Raw genomic sequence first — 16,274 nt, 5'->3', positions numbered from 1 at the left:
ATCAGACGCAAGACCCACCGGACCAGCCACGGCCCATGTCTCGCCGAGCCGTTCAATCCGCCTCTATATCCGTCCGGTCTTGGTTAGAGAGACGGACATCATGCTGCCCGGATGGGAAAGTCCCGGATATGCGTGGATAGTGCCACCCGTCTGATCCACAAGGATCAAATGACCCTCGGCCCCCCGGCATCGGCCAGCGAGCCGACCAGCAGCGACGGCGCCATGAAATTTTCCTGATAATCAGGCCCGCCTGTCAGTACCCGATATCGCGCTGGACACAGGCAGGAATAACACCCTGATCATAAAACGCCTGCAGGTTACGCGCCACAAGCTGCGATGCCGTGCCCGTCTGGGTCGGGGCAGAAATATGAGGCAGTACCGTCACCTTAGGATGACTCCACAACCAGTCGTCCTCCGGCAGAGGCTCACGCTCGAAAACATCCAGCACAGCATGCGACAGATGCCCACGGTCAAGCGCCCTACCCAGCGCCGCCTGATCGATAATCGGCCCCCGTGCAAAATTGATGAGTGACGCCCCCTCGCGCATCTGCCCGAAACGCCAGTCGTCAAGCAGCCCACGGGTTTGCGGCGTCAGGGGCAGAAGGACCACAACAATCGCACTTTGCCTCAACAGGGCTTCAAGCCCGGATGGACCATATGTCATGGGAATATCGGCCGTCGCCCACGGCGTGCGGCTCCAGCCCGTCACGGGAAAGCCGTTTTCCCTCAATTTATGCGCGGCCGCCCGCCCCAGATTCCCCATGCCCATAATACCGACAGGGCGGTCCTGCGGCAAAACGAGCGGATGCTGGCACCAGCGCGCCTTTGTCTGCTGCTCGCGATAAAGCGGCATGTCGCGATGCAGATAAAGCGTCCAGGCCAGCACCGCCTCTGACATCGTGAGCGCCAGCTGCGGATCAGTCATCCTGACAATGCGTATCGCCGGGTTCGGCATTTCCTCGACCAGCCGCTCGACCCCTGCCCACAGGCTTTGCACCCATTCGAGCATAGGTAGGTCGGACAGATCAGCCGGATCCGGGTTGGCCACGACAGCCATACGCGCCGTACGTCGCTCTCCGTCAGTCAGGTCCTCAAATGGCATAACCCTTATATTGTTCAGGCAGGCATTGATCGACTCAAGGCTCTCCTGCCTCTCGCGCGGCGTGATCCGCCCGCAAAAGGACACTATAATGGTCATGACGCACGCACCTTTCTCCGAGCCGCTGGCACAGCTTTCTTCTTCTTGACGGGTGCTTGCACCTCGACGGCCCGAGGCGGCAGGAGCGGCCCGAGGAAACGCCCGGTGTGGCTCCCTTCGGTCGCTGCAATGACCTCTGGTGGCCCCTCGGCAACGATCCGTCCACCACCATCACCGCCTTCCGGGCCAATATCAATCAGCCAGTCCGCTGTTTTGATCACGTCCAGATTATGTTCGATCACGAGAACGGTATTCCCCTGATCCACCAGCGCATGAAGCACATCCAGCAATTTGCGCACGTCTTCGGTGTGCAAACCTGTCGTGGGCTCATCCAGAATATAAAGTGTCCGTCCCGTCGCCCGTCGCGCCAGTTCCTTCGACAGCTTGACGCGCTGGGCCTCGCCACCCGAGAGCGTCGTCGCCTGCTGGCCCAGCGTGACATAGCCAAGCCCCACCTGCTGAAGGATCGCCAGCCTGTCACGAATACGCGGCACAGCATGGAAGAAGGGCAGAGCCTCATCCACCGTCATGGCCAGCACATCGGCAATCGATTTACCGCGGAACTTCACATCCAGCGTCTCACGATTATAGCGCTGCCCCTTGCAGGTATCGCAGGTCACGAACACGTCGGGCAGAAAATGCATCTCGATCTTGAGCACACCATCACCCTGGCATGCCTCGCAACGCCCACCCTTGACGTTGAACGAAAAGCGCCCCGGCTTGTACCCGCGCGCCTTAGCCTCCGGCAGTTCGGCAAACCAGTCGCGTATCGGCGTAAACAGATCCGTATAGGTTGCCGGGTTGGAGCGCGGCGTCCGTCCGATCGGGGACTGATCGATGTCGATGATCTTGTCGAGATGCTCCAGCCCCTCAAGCGCCCTGTACGGCAACGGCGACTGGTTGGCCCCCATCAGCTCACGCGATAGCGCCTTGTAAAGTGTGTCGACCACAAGGGTCGATTTACCACCACCCGACACCCCGGTAACGGCTACAAAGCAACCCAGCGGGAAACGCGCTGTCACGTCATGCAGGTTGTTGCCGGACGCCCCCACAAGGGTCAGCATGCGGTCCCCGTCGCAGACACGACGCTTTTCCGGTACCGGGATCACGCGTCGGCCAGATAGGTAATCTCCTGTGATGCTGTTCTCGTTCTTCGCCACTTCCTCGGGGCGACCACAGGCCACGACCGTGCCACCCAGCGCACCCGCCCCCGGCCCCATATCGATCAGCCAGTCGGCAGCCCGGATCGCATCCTCGTCATGCTCGACCACGATGACCGTATTACCGAGCTTCTTCAGCCGGTCGAGCGTCCCGAGCAGGCGCTCATTGTCTCGCTGATGCAATCCGATAGAGGGTTCGTCGAGCACATACAGCACACCGGTCAGCCCCGATCCAATCTGGCTCGCTAGCCGGATACGCTGGCTCTCTCCACCCGAAAGCGTGGCCGAACCGCGTGAAAGAGTCAGATAATCGAGCCCCACATCATCCAGAAACCGCAACCGGTCGAGGATCTCACGCAGGATACGCCGCGCAATTTCGGCACGCTGCGGCGTCAGGGACGCCTCGACGCCCCCAAACCAGTCAAGCGCCCGCCGGATGGTCAGATCGGAGGCCTGCGCGATATTCAGGTGGTTCACACGCACGCAAAGCGCCTCAGGCTTCAGACGCGCACCATGGCAGGCATGACAGGGAACATCGGACTGATAGCGTGACATTTCTTCACGCACCCACATGCTGTCTGTCTCGGCCAGACGACGCTGCAGGTTACGCATTACCCCCTCGAAAGGCTTGGTGAGTTCGTAAGCCCGCTTGCCATCCTTGTAGGTGAAAACAACCGAGTCTTCGCTTCCCTCAAGCAATGCCTGGCGGAAATCCTCACCGAGCTTTTTCCAGGGCGTTGTCATCCTCTCCCTGAAATGACGCGCCATCGCTTCCAGCGTCTGGTCGTACCAGGGCGTCTTGGCATCGCGCCAGGGGGCAATCGCCCCCTCGGCAAGAGACAGATTCTCGTCAGGTACGATCAGCCGCGCATCGAAATGCGTCTCTGTACCTATCCCGTCGCATACCGGACAGGCACCCATCGGCGCATTGAACGAGAACAGACGCGGCTCGATCTCCTCAAGCGTAAAGCCACTCACCGGGCAGGCAAACTTGGCTGAAAACACGATATGCTCGCTCGCGCCTTCCTCTCCGGCGCGACGCACCTGCTCGGCATAGGCAACACCATCGGCAAGGCTCAGCGCTGTTTCGAAACTGTCAGCCAGACGCGTCTCGATACCCGGCTTCACAACCACGCGGTCGACCACAACCTCAACCGTATGACGCAGCTTGCGGTTCAGATGAGGGGCTTCTGCAATCTCATAGGTCTCGCCATCGACCTTCACACGCGTAAAGCCCTTGCGCTGAAGCTCGGCCAGCTCCTTGCGATACTCGCCCTTGCGATCGCGAATTACAGGGGCCAGCAGCATCAGCCGTGTACCCTCCTCCATCGCCATCACACGATCGACCATCTGGCTGACCGTCTGTGCCTCGATAGGCAGCCCTGTAGCTGGCGAATAGGGTACACCGGCTCGCGCCCACAACAGGCGCATGTAGTCATGGATCTCGGTAATCGTCCCGACCGTCGAACGCGGGTTTTTCGATGTGGTCTTCTGCTCGATTGAGATGGCAGGCGACAGCCCTTCGATCGAATCCACATCCGGTTTGCCCATCAGTTCCAGAAACTGGCGCGCATAGGCCGACAGGCTTTCGACATAACGCCGCTGCCCCTCGGCATAGATCGTATCGAAAGCGAGCGACGACTTGCCGGAACCTGACAGTCCCGTGATCACCGTCAGCTGGTCCCTGGGAATATCGGCGTCGATATTCTTCAGATTATGCACGCGGGCACCGCGCACACGAATGGACTGGTTGTACGGCAGATCAGACATCAGCACCACGCAAGGCAGATTGGGGGACGGAAAGACGAGAACGTTTCGAGACCTATGTAGGATTGCCCCCCACAGGATTAAAGTCGGCAGCAATGCCGCCCGAGGCGTGACGCCAGCGTCGGGCTGGGCTAAGATGGCTCGATTTTCAGTATTTAGGGTCGGTCGCCATGGCAGGAAGTGTAAACAAAGTCATTCTGGTGGGAAATCTGGGCCGCGACCCGGAAACACGCAATGCCCAGTCCGGTGCCAAGATCGTCAACCTGACCGTTGCCACCTCTGAAAGCTGGAATGACCGCGCCTCAGGCGAGCGCAAGGAGCGCACCGAATGGCACCGCGTCGTGATCTTCAACGAGCGCCTGGCCGATGTCGCCGAGCGTTTTCTGCGCAAGGGCCGCAAGGTCTATGTGGAAGGCCAGCTCCAGACACGTAAATGGACCGACCAGGGCGGACAGGAGCGCTATACGACCGAAATCGTGCTTGACCGGTTCCGTGGTGAACTCACCCTGCTCGACAATAACCGCGATGGTGAGTCCAGTGGCGGCATGGGGGGCGGCTATGAAAGCGGCCCGTCACGTTCCTATGGCGGCGGCAATGCCCCGGCTCGCAGCGGTGGCAATGGCATGAGCCAGTCTCCCTCGCGCAATCAGAGTGGCAATAATGGCGGTGGCTGGGACGCACCGGGCGGCGATCTGGACGACGAGATCCCGTTCTGATCGGCCACTTTTCACGCCTTCTTCCCTGATCGACACATCAACAAGACGGACCTGCCTTGACCGACCTGACGCCGCCAGCCGCACCCTTTGACCAGATCCCGGTGACCATCGAGGAGGAAATGCGCTCCTCCTACCTCGCCTATGCCATGTCGGTCATTGTCTCGCGCGCGTTGCCGGATGTCCGTGACGGCCTCAAGCCGGTCCATCGCCGCATCCTTTACGCCATGCGTGAGAGCGGCTTCACCTCCGACAAGCCCTATCGCAAATCGGCCCGTGCGGTCGGTGATGTCATGGGTAAATACCACCCCCATGGCGACAGCTCGATCTATGACGCCATGGTGCGCATGGCCCAGTCCTGGTCGATGCGCGTCCGTCTCATCGACGGTCAGGGCAATTTCGGCTCGGTCGATGGCGACAGCCCGGCTGCCATGCGTTACACCGAAGCGCGCCTGGCCAAATCGGCGTCCTTCCTGCTCGACGATATCGACCGCGACACGGTCGATTTCCAGCCGAACTACGATGAAAGCGAAAGCGAACCCAAGGTTCTGCCTGCCGCCTTCCCCAATCTTCTGGTCAACGGTGCCTCCGGCATCGCCGTCGGTATGGCGACCAACATTCCGACGCACAACCCCGGCGAAGTCATCGACGCGACGCTTGCCCTGATCGAAAACCCCGAAGCCACCCTCGATGATCTGATGAAGATCATCCCCGGCCCGGATTTTCCGACGGGCGGCATTATCATGGGCCGTCGTGGCATCCGTCAGGCCTTCGAGACGGGCCGTGGCTCCGTTCCCATGCGCGCCCGCGCCGAAATCGAAGATATCCGCAAGGATCGTCAGGCGATCATCGTCACCGAAATTCCCTATCAGGTGAACAAGGCAACGCTGCAGGAAAAGATCGCCGATCTCGTCCGCGCCAAGGAAATCGAGGGTATCTCCGACATCCGCGACGAGAGCGATCGCTCCGGCATGCGCATCGTGATCGAGCTCAAGCGCGACGCAACGCCCGAAGTCGTGCTGAACCAGCTCTATCGCTTCACCCAGCTTCAGACCTCATTCAGCGTCAACTGCCTTGCCCTCGATGACGGCAAGCCCCGCACAATGGGGCTAAAGGACGTTCTGGAAGCCTTCATCCGCTTCCGTGAAGACGTCATCCTGCGCCGGTCGCGCTTTGACCTGAACAAGGTGCGTGATCGCGGCCATCTGCTCGTCGGCCTCGTCATCGCGGTTGCCAATATCGATGAGGTGATCGCTCTCATCCGCAGCGCCCCCGATGCCGCCACCGCACGCGAATCCCTGATGGCCCGCGCCTGGAACGCCGCCGACGTGCAGCCGCTCATCGAGCTGATCCATGACGAAGGCAATATCATCGTCGATGGCAAGGTCCATCTGACTGAAGTGCAGGCCCGCGGTATTCTCGAACTGCGTCTGCAACGCCTGACTGGTCTGGAGCGTGACAAGATCCAGGGCGAGCTGAGCGAGGTCGCCACCAAGATCAACGAACTGCTCGAAATCATCGGCAGCCATGTCCGTCGCATGGAAGTCATGCGTCACGAGCTGCTTCTGGCCCGCGCCGAAATCGCCACACCGCGCATGACCGAAATTTCGGATGCGCTGGGCGACCAGTCGGATGAAAGCCTGATCGAACCCGGTCAGATGGTCGTCACCATCACGCGTGACGGCTTCATCAAACGCACACCGCTCGAAATCTTCCGCGCCCAGAACCGTGGCGGCCGTGGCCGTACGGCCGCGGGGCGTCGCGGTGACGATGTCATCGTCAACAGCTTCAACGCTCACACCCATCAATGGGTCATGTTCTTCTCATCGGGCGGCAAGGCCTATCGCGAAAAGGTCTGGCGCCTGCCAGAGGCCTCCCCTACCGCCAAGGGTCGCGCCCTGGTCAATCTCCTGCCCGACCTCGGCACAGATTCGATCACGGCCATCCTCGCTTTGCCGCAGGAAGAGGAGCAGTGGGAAGATCTGCACCTCGTCTTTGCAACAGCCAGCGGTAATGTCCGACGCAATCGCCTGAGCGATTTCAAGAACATCCGCGCCTCCGGCCTGATTGCCATGAAGCTCGATGAGGGCGACAGCCTGGTGGGTGTCGCCACCTGCCGCGAGGGTCAGGATGTGTTCCTTGCCACACGCAAGGCCCGTTCGATCCGCTTCCAGATCACCGACGACACGCTGCGTGTTTTTGCTGGTCGTGACAGCTCAGGCGTACGCGGCATTCGCCTCGCCACCGGCGACGAGGTCAACTCGCTTTGCATCCTCAACCATGTCGACGCCAGCGTCGAGGAACGCTCCGCCTATCTGCGTGCGGCCAATGCCAAGCGCCGCGCTGAAGCCGCGGCCAATGCAGCCGGCAACGAGGAAGAGATCGAGGAAATCGCCTCTGACGATGCCGACGAAGCCATCGATGCCGGTGATCTGACGCAGGAGCGCTTTGACGAGCTCGCCGCTCAGGAAGAAATCCTGCTCACTGTCACCGATGCCGGCTTCGGTCGTCGCTCTTCCGCCTACGAATATCGTGTCAGCGGCCGTGGTGGTCAGGGTATCGCCAATATGACACTCACCAACCCCAAACGCGGTCGCGAGGTTGTTGCGACCCTGCCTACGCTGGATGGCACCGACGTCATGATGGTGACCGATGTCGGACGTCTCATCCGGGTGCCGGTCTCTCAGGTGCGTGTCATGGCCCGCCAGGCCAGCGGCGTTACCCTGTTCCGCGTCGGTGCAGAAGAGCGCGTCACCAGCATCTTCCCGGTTGCGGAATCCGAGGGCACGGATGCCGATGACGCCGAAACCTCACTTGAGGAATCGGATGCCGCCGCCTCCGGCGCGCCGGACACAACCTCCTCAGAGGCTCCCTCATCCGAGGCCACTTCCTCTGGCGAGACAACACCGGATGACAGTGCAAACTGACGCCCCATCGAACGGTCAACGTGTCGGGTTTTATCCCGGCACGTTCGACCCGTTCACCCTGGGCCATCTCGATATCGCCCACCGTGCCCTGAATCTCGTCGATCACCTCGTCATCGGCGTGGCACTCAACCCCGGCAAGGCGCCACGTCTTTCGATTGACCAACGCTGCGCCTGCATCACCGAGACCTTTGCCCTTGAGGGCATCACGCAGGTCAGCGTGGTTGCCTTCAGCACCCTCATGGTCGATGCCGCCCGTGCTCAAAAGGCGCGCTTCATCATTCGCGGCCTCCGCTCCGAATCCGATCTGACCAGCGAAATGCCCATGGCGGCCATCAACCGGAATCTGGCCCCTGAACTTGAAACCGTCTTTCTCACCGCACGTGAAGAGCATCGTCTGATCGCCTCCAGCCTCGTGCGCGAGCTTCTGGCCTATGGGGGCGATATACACCCCTATGTGCCAGAGAATATTGCCCGGCATCTCTTGCCCAATGCGACAGAGAAGCCGACATAGGCCGCGTGGCCTTTCAAGGCTCCGCAAACACAAGGATAGACGTCAATGTCCGAGACCAATAACCGCCTCGTCATGAAGCTCAAGACCGGCGATGTCGTGATCGAACTCCGCCCCGACCTCGCTCCCCTGGCTGCCGAGCGCCTGCGCACCCTCTCCGAGCAGGGCTTTTATGACGGCGTGAAGTTCCATCGCGTCATCGAAGGCTTTATGGCTCAGGGTGGCGATCCGACCGGCACCGGTTCGGGCGGCAGCGACCTGCCTGACCTCAAGGCCGAATTCACGCGTGAAGCCAAGTTCGAGCGCGGCACGCTGGGCATGGCCCGCACCATGAACCCGAACTCGGCCAACAGCCAGTTCTTCATCATGTTCCAGCCCACCCCCTCGCTTGATGGCCAGTACACCATCGCCGGTCAGGTCGTGTCGGGCATGGAGCATATCGATCAGGTCAAGCGCGGCGCTGGCGCCTCGGGTATGGTCAAGGACCCCGATGCCATCATCTCCATGCGTCCTGAAGCCTGATCGAGGACGTGACGGCTGTAAAAGCCGCATGAAAACCGACTGAGCCCGATTCAGTCGGTTGACGGCCTCTGGCTCATATTGTAGCCAGACGCCTCATGTGAACCGGTAGCTCAGCCGGTAGAGCATTCGACTTTTAATCGAATGGTCGTGGGTTCGAGTCCCACCCGGTTCACCACTCCCTATAAATGATCCCGAAATCCTGCTGTCATGCATGTCGTGTCATGCCTGCATCAGTATCGTCGGAGCGCGTCTCGTCGTCCTGTTTCCCAGGAAATAGCGGGCTCCCATACGACTTCCTGCACTGAACAAAGCTCTTGGCGGCGTGGCCAAGTACCGTCTCCCGGCCGCAAAACGCACCATTCCATAAGGAGAAGCCAGTCGCTTATGGACATGAGCGCAGCCGCTCATCTTTCAACACAGGTCAGGTCTTGGCATCTTTCAGACGCAGATTTCATAAGACCGCCGCTGTGCTGGCTTAACAATTCATGGAATTCTATCATCAACGAGTCGGCCAATCACCAGAGCCATATATCTGTTCGTAACCATATAATTCTGCCACCTTTGATGATTGTATCTTTCTTTCATTCATTCTGAATACTCTTTATCCATTGTGAATGACTTTTCACGCGAAGAGATTTTGACCATGCGTTTTGCTCTGCGGTTCGCTCTGTGCAGTATCATAACCTTCGGCGCCAGTACGACGCCTTTGAAGGCACAGGAACTTGGTATCGCAGGCCCTGTCCATCTCTTCGAGCCCGACAGTCTGAGCAGGGACAGGCTTGGCCGAACGACACTCGCCGTAAGTGATACACGAGGTATCCTCGAGGCCCTCGAGGCAGGGGATACAGACCGTCTCAGGCAGATCCGAAGCGCGCTCGATGCAAGCGCGGCGCCAGAGCCCGGTTTCAACGTCATGCGTAATGCCCTGTGTGACGCTGCGATTGCCCGAACCCAGGGCAATCTGTCCTTGTCCAATCGGATCATCAATGATGCCCTGCGCCATGCCGAACCCTGGGGTAATCCGGCTCAGAGCATCAACCCTTTCAATTTCATGCTTTTCACAATGTTTGCAGGCAATCTCCTGCTTGAAGACCGCTCAACGGCCTGGGCACAGGGCAAGGCCTATCTTGATCATTTCTTTCGTACGCCCCTCAAGGCCTATTTCAATAAACCAGATCTGGTCTTCAACGATCTTGATCAGGTCATGCTCTCCACCCGTGGGGAAGAACTCCCTCGGCTGACAGTGCACGGCCCTCGACACGACACACTGGCCTTCAACCCGTTTCAAACGCTCGTGAACGGTGTTCCGACAGCAACAGCTGGCGTCAGGGTGACTCTGGATGGGACGCCGTCAAATGCCGTCATCAACACGGCTTCCCTGCTCGGGTCCGTCCCTGAGCCCCTCTTTCAGACCCACCACTGGCAGGTCATCGGTACCGTCTCATCCTTGCATGATGACACAATCGCCACGCCAAAAGCTCTGCTGGTGCTTGTCCCGAGCCTGACACTGGGACACACGACCTTCAATAACCAGCTCATGATGGTCACGAAAAGCAGCCATGTCGTTATCGGCCTGCAGTCATTGGGCGTTCTGAACCATATCACCATGACAGATCATGATATGAGTTTTGGTCCCGACGCCCCTTTCTCATGCAAACGCCCGGTGGCCTTGCAATCGGATATCTCAGGCTTGCAGGCTGCCCTCCTTCTCCCTGTTTCCTATAACGGCCAGAGCCGGAAAGCGATCATTGCCACGGGTGACAATACACCCGAGCCCCTCGTTATTCCTGTAAACAATCTACCCGGACTCAAGGGCAGCCCGATCCAGCAGGATTTCGAGACAGGGAAAGGCATGATCAGTGAGAATGCCGTTCTGCACCGTGCCAGGCTTCATATTGACGGCCATATCGTCAATGCCAGCATACGCTACCGCAGGGGGGATACGACCCAGCCGCCTGTTCTCACCATGTCTGCTCTGGAAGGCGCCAGACTCTCATTCGATCTGCATGAAGGCGTTGCCTGCCTCGACTGACAACCCAGAGATCAGACCGGCAATTCCAGATCCGCTTTCACTTCTTCCATCACGGTATAAGTATGCGTCTGTCGCACTCCCGGCAGACGTGTAAGCGTTTTGCCTAGAAAGGCACGATACGCATTCATGTCCCGCACCCGCGCCTTCACCAGATAATCGAATCCACCCGCCACCATGTAACATTCACTCACTTGCGGTATGGCCCGCACGGCTTTCGCGAATGAATCGAAAATATCGGCACTCGTACGATCCAGCGTCACCTGCACAAAGACCAGCAATCCAAGATTGACGGTCTCGGGGTCCAGACGCGCCATGTAATTCCTGATCACCCCGGAATGTTCGAGCTTGCGGACGCGCTCAAGCGTCGCAGCAGGGCTGAGATTCACTAGCCTGGCGAGCTCCACATTGGTCATCCGGCCGTCCTTCTGGAGGATTCTCAGAATCCTGCGATCAATCTCATCCAGTGCCACTACCACCCCATCCGAACGATATTCGGTTAAATTCTCTAAAGAAGAATAATATACGGCCCGATCTCCATTCTTCCATAACTCATTTGGAGCAAATCACCATAAGGGATCATAAACAACCAGCAACGATATGGCCTGTGATGAACGCACCCTTTGCCGCCTTCCGCACGATCACTCCCGAGCGTTCCGCCTTGCGCCAGGCAATCACCGACCATACGCGTGCCTCAGAGCCCGAACGCGTGGCTGCATTGTCCATTGAGGCAACACTTACACCTGCACAGGAAGCTGCTTCGCGCGCCACGGCCCGCAAACTGGTCGAGGCGCTTCGCCGCAATGGCACACCCGGGCTCGTGCAGGGTCTCATCAGGGAATATGACCTGTCCTCGCAGGAAGGCGTCGCCCTGATGTGCCTCGCCGAAGCCCTGCTGCGCATCCCCGATACCGCAACACGCGACGCCTTGATTCGCGACAAGATCGCCAAGGGCCACTGGCAGGGCCATATCCGCAAGGGAACGCCTCTTTTCGTCAACGCCGCCACCTGGGGGCTGATCGTCTCGGGTGGTTTTCTTTCAACCACACAAGCCAGACGCCTGCCACAGACACTCGACAACCTGCTCAAGCGCTGCGGCGAGCCTGTCATCCGTCGCGGTGTCGATATGGCCATGCGCCTGATGGGTGAGCAGTTCGTCACCGGACAGACCATCACCGAGGCCCTCAGAAACGGACGCAAGCTGGAGGAAAAAGGCTACCGCTACTCCTACGACATGCTCGGCGAAGCCGCGATGACGGCAGAGGATGCCGCGCGATATTACCGCGACTATGAAACCGCCATTCATGCAATCGGCAACGCTTCCAATGGTCTGGGCGTCTATCGTGGCCCTGGCATCTCCATCAAACTGTCCGCCCTGCACCCACGCTATACCCGCCTCCAGCGCGATCGCGTCATGGCGGAGCTTCTGCCAAGCGTCACAAAACTGGCCCATCTCGCCTGCGCTTATGACATCGGCTTCAATATCGACGCCGAGGAGGCTGATCGCCTCGAACTCTCGCTCGATCTGCTCGAAGCCCTCTGTGCGGATGAAGCCCTGAAAGACTGGAAAGGCATCGGCTTCGTCGTTCAGGCTTACCAGAAGCGCGCGCCCTTCGTGCTGGACTGGGTGATCGACCTTGCCCGCCGCAGCGGCCACCGGCTCATGGTCCGACTGGTCAAGGGTGCGTACTGGGACAGCGAGATCAAGCGTGCCCAGACCGATGGGCAAAGCGATTTCCCGGTCTACACGCGCAAGATCCATACCGATATTGCTTACCTCGCCTGTGCCAGAAAACTGCTGGATGCACCCGATGCCATCTTCCCGCAATTTGCCACGCACAACGCTCAGACCCTCGCCAGCATACACGCCTATGCCGGGCCGGAATTCTCGATCGAGAAATACGAGTTCCAGTGCCTGCATGGCATGGGCGAAGGGCTGTATAATGAAGTCGTCGGCCCTCAGAAGCTCGATCGCCCGGTACGCATCTACGCGCCGGTTGGCACGCATGAGACACTCCTGGCCTATCTTGTCCGGCGCCTCCTCGAAAACGGGGCCAACTCTTCCTTCATCAACCGCATCCAGGATCCGGCGATTCCTGTCGAGGCGCTGATCACAAGCCCTGTTACCCTGGCAGAACAGGAAACCTCCCGCTTCACCGTCGCCCGACCTCCCGCCCTGTATGGCACTGAGCGGCAGAATTCCCGCGGTCTCGACCTGTCTGACGAGAACACGTTGCGCGACCTTGCCGCAGTCTTCGCGGCCACACCGGCTCCGGTCGCTTCCGAAGGCGAAGCCATCATCAACCCTGCCAGCACCACGGAGATCGTCGGCCATATTGCCTTTCTCTCCCCGCAAGCCATTGACGAGGCCCTGACACGCGCGGCAAGCGCCCTCCCCAACTGGCGCGACACAGGTCCCGCGCAGCGCGCAGCCCTTCTGGAAAAAACAGCCGAGGCGCTGGAAGCCGAAACACCGCGCCTCATGGCTCTCATCATACGGGAGGCCGGCAAGACCTTGGCCAATGCTGTAGCCGAGATACGCGAAGCCGTCGATTTCCTGCGTTATTACGCTACCCAGACACGCCATCTGGGCTCTGCTGCCCAGCCCTTGGGGCCCGTGGCCTGCATCAGCCCATGGAATTTTCCGCTGGCCATTTTTATCGGGCAGGTTGCCGCCGCTCTGGCTGTCGGCAATACCGTGCTGGCCAAACCTGCCGAAGAGACCCCCCTCATCGCACAGGAAGCTGTCCGTCTGATGCATGCATCCGGCATACCGCAGGATGTCATCCAGCTCATCCCGGGCGATGGTCGCGCAGGCGCACAACTCGTCGCCGCTCCGGGAATACGCGCCGTGCTCTTTACCGGCTCCACCGATGTCGCCCGCCTGATCCAGAAGCAGCTCGCACATCGACTCAACCCGGATGGGGCATCCATTCCCTTCATCGCCGAGACTGGCGGACAGAACGCGCTTATCGTCGACAGCTCAGCCCTGACAGAACAGGTCGTGACCGATGTACTGGCCTCGGCTTTTGACAGCGCTGGCCAGCGATGCAGCGCCCTGCGTCTGCTCTGCGTTCAGGAAGAAAGTGCAGACCGCCTGCTGACCATGCTCAAGGGTGCCATGCGGGAGCTGCGGACTGGTACGCCAGAAAAGCCGGAGACCGATATCGGACCGGTGATCAGCGCAGAGGCTCACGCCATGATCTCGGCGCATATCGACGCGTTCCGGGCAAAAGGACATGACGTCTACCAGACGACCGTTACCCCCGAAGCCCAGAGCGGCACCTTTGTCCCCCCCACCCTTATCGAGATCGGCGCGGTCTCCGATCTGGAGAGGGAGGTCTTTGGCCCCGTCCTGCATGTCCTGCGCTATCGGCGCGAAGCTCTGCCCGACGTCATGGCCGCCATCAATAGCACGGGATACGCTCTGACCTTCGGTGTTCATTCGCGTATCGATGATACGATAGAAACCCTGAAAACCGAGAGCCATGCGGGGAATATCTATATCAACCGCAATCTGGTCGGGGCCGTCGTGGGTGTGCAGCCATTCGGTGGTCACGGCCTCTCAGGCACAGGCCCCAAAGCAGGTGGCCCTCTCTATCTGCGTCGACTGCTCGCAGAGCGTCCGGCACAATCGCCGGCCTTCCTGCACAACCTTCCCGCCGAAGCCAGGCTCTTCGCTGACTGGGTCGCCACGACGCTTCCCACGATAACACTCCCTGCCTGCGACAACACCCCTCTCGGCACATCCCTTTCACTCAGTGGCCCCGTGGGTGAAACCAACACATACTCCCTCGCCCCCCGAGGCACAGTGCTTTGTGCAGGCCCTACAACGGCAGATTTATGTACTCAGATTCTGGCGGCACTGGCTGCGGGCAATCGCTGCGCCATTCCTGCGACGCTACTGCGCGCGCTGCCAGAACGTCCTCCCGGTCTGGAAGCCGTAGTGTGCCCCATGCAAGACAATACGCTCATCGATGTCGCGCTGGGCAATGGCAATTCATCGTTCACAACGGACCTGCTCCAGAATCTCGCCTCCCGCGAAGGCCAGATCGTCTCCCTTCATGGGCCTGACGCATCAGGCAGCTATCCTCTCGAATGGCTCGTGCTCGAATATGCCTGCAGCACCAACACCACCGCCGCAGGTGGCAACGCTGCGCTCATGGCGCAGGTCTGACAATGAGTCCGTCGCAGGGATAAACCAGTCCCTGCGACGGTTCAGAGTGCGCCCGTGATCAGAGAGGCAACCTTCTCTGGAAAAACGATTTCGGCATCATGCGGCACGGCTTCGCTGTGATAGTGCCAACCCGGCTGAGCTCTCGCAAAGGCGCGGCTGGGCTCAATCGAGCCTAAAGCCGGATTTTCGTAGGCAATATAGGTAACAGACAGCCCCGCTCCGGCTGGCCGCTCAAGGCGTGCTGGCGTCTCATAAGTGCCGACGGGATGAGGGCGCAGATGCCGCATGAACCATGCTTTTCGATCAGCATCAGGCAGAAACACAGCATTTTCAGGGGGCACTGGAAAGGCCACATCTGCCCCACCGACACGGGCGCGCTCGCGCCGTATCGTGGCCATTCCCTTCGGTAGAATATCAAAGGCCGAGAGTCCTGGTTGCGCGATCAGTGCATCCAGATAGATGAGCTTCGCGATACAATCCCTCATCCGGTCAGCCACGCAGCTGACTACCATTCCGCCATAAGAGTGCCCCACGAGCGCGAAACGCGGCAGATCGAGCATATCGACGACACTCAGTACATCCTCGATATGCGTCTCAAGTGTAATCTCGCGTGAGAGAAGATGCGCCCGATCGCCTGTGCCGGTCAGAGTAGGTGTGATGACCTGATGACCCGCGCGCTGCAGAAAAGGCGCTACATAACGCCAGATCCAGCCACCACAATGCAGACCATGCACCAGAACGATCGGCACTTTGGGTTCGGCCGCGGCGGCATCTGAAACCATACTCAACCCTGTCACAAACGGAATGACTGCAAGAACATCTCGACGCTGCATGAACGTGAGCCCTCTCTATGGCCCCACCCGGGTTTAATACTTTGTCATGAGATATTTCGCGGAAACAAGACCATGTGTCATCCTTGCCGAGGATTTGATTATCCTGTGCCTGGGTTGCGCTGTGGTTGGGCTTCCGGCCTGTTATGGGGCGGAGGACGTTCCCTGACGTGGCACCCGCGCATATTTGCCGCGGTTATCTGGGCTGCACTCAGCGCGAGCACACGCGCGCGTATAGACGCGTATTCTCTGTGAGAGATCTGCGCTGTCCCTGGATTATGTCTGTAGGGTATTTGGTTGCGGGGGCAGGATTTGAACCTGCGGCCTTCAGGTTATGAGCCTGACGAGCTACCGGGCTGCTCCACCCCGCGGGGGTGGTGGTGTGTTTTGTGGGGTGGATCAGGGGACCTGGCGGCGACCGACTTTTCCGCATCTTGAGATGC

The 16,274-nt window shown here is 59.7% G+C and carries 10 protein-coding genes and 2 tRNA genes; 7 read left to right on the top strand and 5 right to left on the bottom strand.

The features are described 5' to 3' along the window. Positions 1–253: 253 nt before the first annotated feature. The gene (locus ED655_RS13905; RefSeq protein WP_122050682.1) at positions 254–1,198 is read right to left on the bottom strand and encodes a 2-hydroxyacid dehydrogenase; all 945 of its coding nucleotides are present in this window, start codon (positions 1,196–1,198) and stop codon (positions 254–256) included. Beyond that, positions 1,195–4,128 (bottom strand): excinuclease ABC subunit UvrA, encoded by a 2,934-nt coding sequence (uvrA, locus tag ED655_RS13900; protein ID WP_122050681.1) that lies wholly within the window; start codon positions 4,126–4,128, stop codon positions 1,195–1,197. The genes ED655_RS13905 and uvrA overlap by 4 nt, the downstream gene beginning before the upstream one ends. Before the next feature lie 167 nt (positions 4,129–4,295). Here uvrA and ssb point away from each other — a divergent pair, with 167 nt between their 5' ends. The 6 genes from ssb (at position 4,296) to ED655_RS13870 (ending at position 10,827) form a co-directional block, all read left to right on the top strand. Continuing rightward, entirely contained in the window at positions 4,296–4,841 is a 546-nt protein-coding gene (gene ssb, locus ED655_RS13895; protein WP_122050680.1) for a single-stranded DNA-binding protein, read from the top strand. A 119-nt stretch (positions 4,842–4,960) separates the two neighbouring features. Then, the gene (gene gyrA / locus ED655_RS13890; RefSeq protein ID WP_240993687.1) at positions 4,961–7,765 is read left to right on the top strand and encodes a DNA gyrase subunit A; all 2,805 of its coding nucleotides are present in this window, start codon (positions 4,961–4,963) and stop codon (positions 7,763–7,765) included. After that, entirely contained in the window at positions 7,749–8,276 is a 528-nt protein-coding gene (coaD, locus tag ED655_RS13885) for a pantetheine-phosphate adenylyltransferase (protein ID WP_122050678.1), read from the top strand. The genes gyrA and coaD overlap by 17 nt, the downstream gene beginning before the upstream one ends. Before the next feature lie 45 nt (positions 8,277–8,321). Next, complete coding sequence (locus ED655_RS13880) at positions 8,322–8,795, top strand: peptidylprolyl isomerase (RefSeq protein ID WP_062165407.1); 474 nt, start codon at positions 8,322–8,324, stop codon at positions 8,793–8,795. A 99-nt stretch (positions 8,796–8,894) separates the two neighbouring features. Beyond that, positions 8,895–8,970 (top strand) — tRNA-Lys (locus ED655_RS13875). A gap of 468 nt (positions 8,971–9,438) precedes the next feature. Beyond that, positions 9,439–10,827, top strand: coding sequence for a hypothetical protein (locus ED655_RS13870; RefSeq protein WP_162993538.1), 1,389 nt, complete (start codon positions 9,439–9,441; stop codon positions 10,825–10,827). A gap of 11 nt (positions 10,828–10,838) precedes the next feature. Here the strand turns inward: ED655_RS13870 and ED655_RS13865 are convergent, their stop codons facing one another. Beyond that, on the bottom strand, positions 10,839–11,297 hold the full coding sequence (locus ED655_RS13865; protein WP_475647877.1) for an Lrp/AsnC ligand binding domain-containing protein: 459 nt from the start codon (positions 11,295–11,297) through the stop codon (positions 10,839–10,841). 137 nt (positions 11,298–11,434) lie between these two features. On the opposite strand from ED655_RS13865, the gene putA reads away from it, so the two are divergent. After that, positions 11,435–15,001 (top strand): bifunctional proline dehydrogenase/L-glutamate gamma-semialdehyde dehydrogenase PutA, encoded by a 3,567-nt coding sequence (gene putA, locus ED655_RS13860; RefSeq protein ID WP_122050676.1) that lies wholly within the window; start codon positions 11,435–11,437, stop codon positions 14,999–15,001. 41 nt (positions 15,002–15,042) lie between these two features. Here the strand turns inward: putA and ED655_RS13855 are convergent, their stop codons facing one another. Both ED655_RS13855 and ED655_RS13850 read right to left on the bottom strand, forming a co-directional pair. Next, entirely contained in the window at positions 15,043–15,834 is a 792-nt protein-coding gene (locus ED655_RS13855; RefSeq protein WP_122050675.1) for an alpha/beta hydrolase, read from the bottom strand. Between the two features lie 291 nt (positions 15,835–16,125). Then, positions 16,126–16,202 (bottom strand) — tRNA-Met (locus ED655_RS13850). Positions 16,203–16,274: the final 72 nt, after the last annotated feature.

Source organism: Asaia bogorensis (assembly GCF_900465345.1).
GTDB classification, from domain to species: Bacteria; Pseudomonadota; Alphaproteobacteria; order Acetobacterales; family Acetobacteraceae; genus Asaia; species Asaia bogorensis_A.
This window is presented reverse-complemented; position numbering and strand designations above follow the sequence as displayed.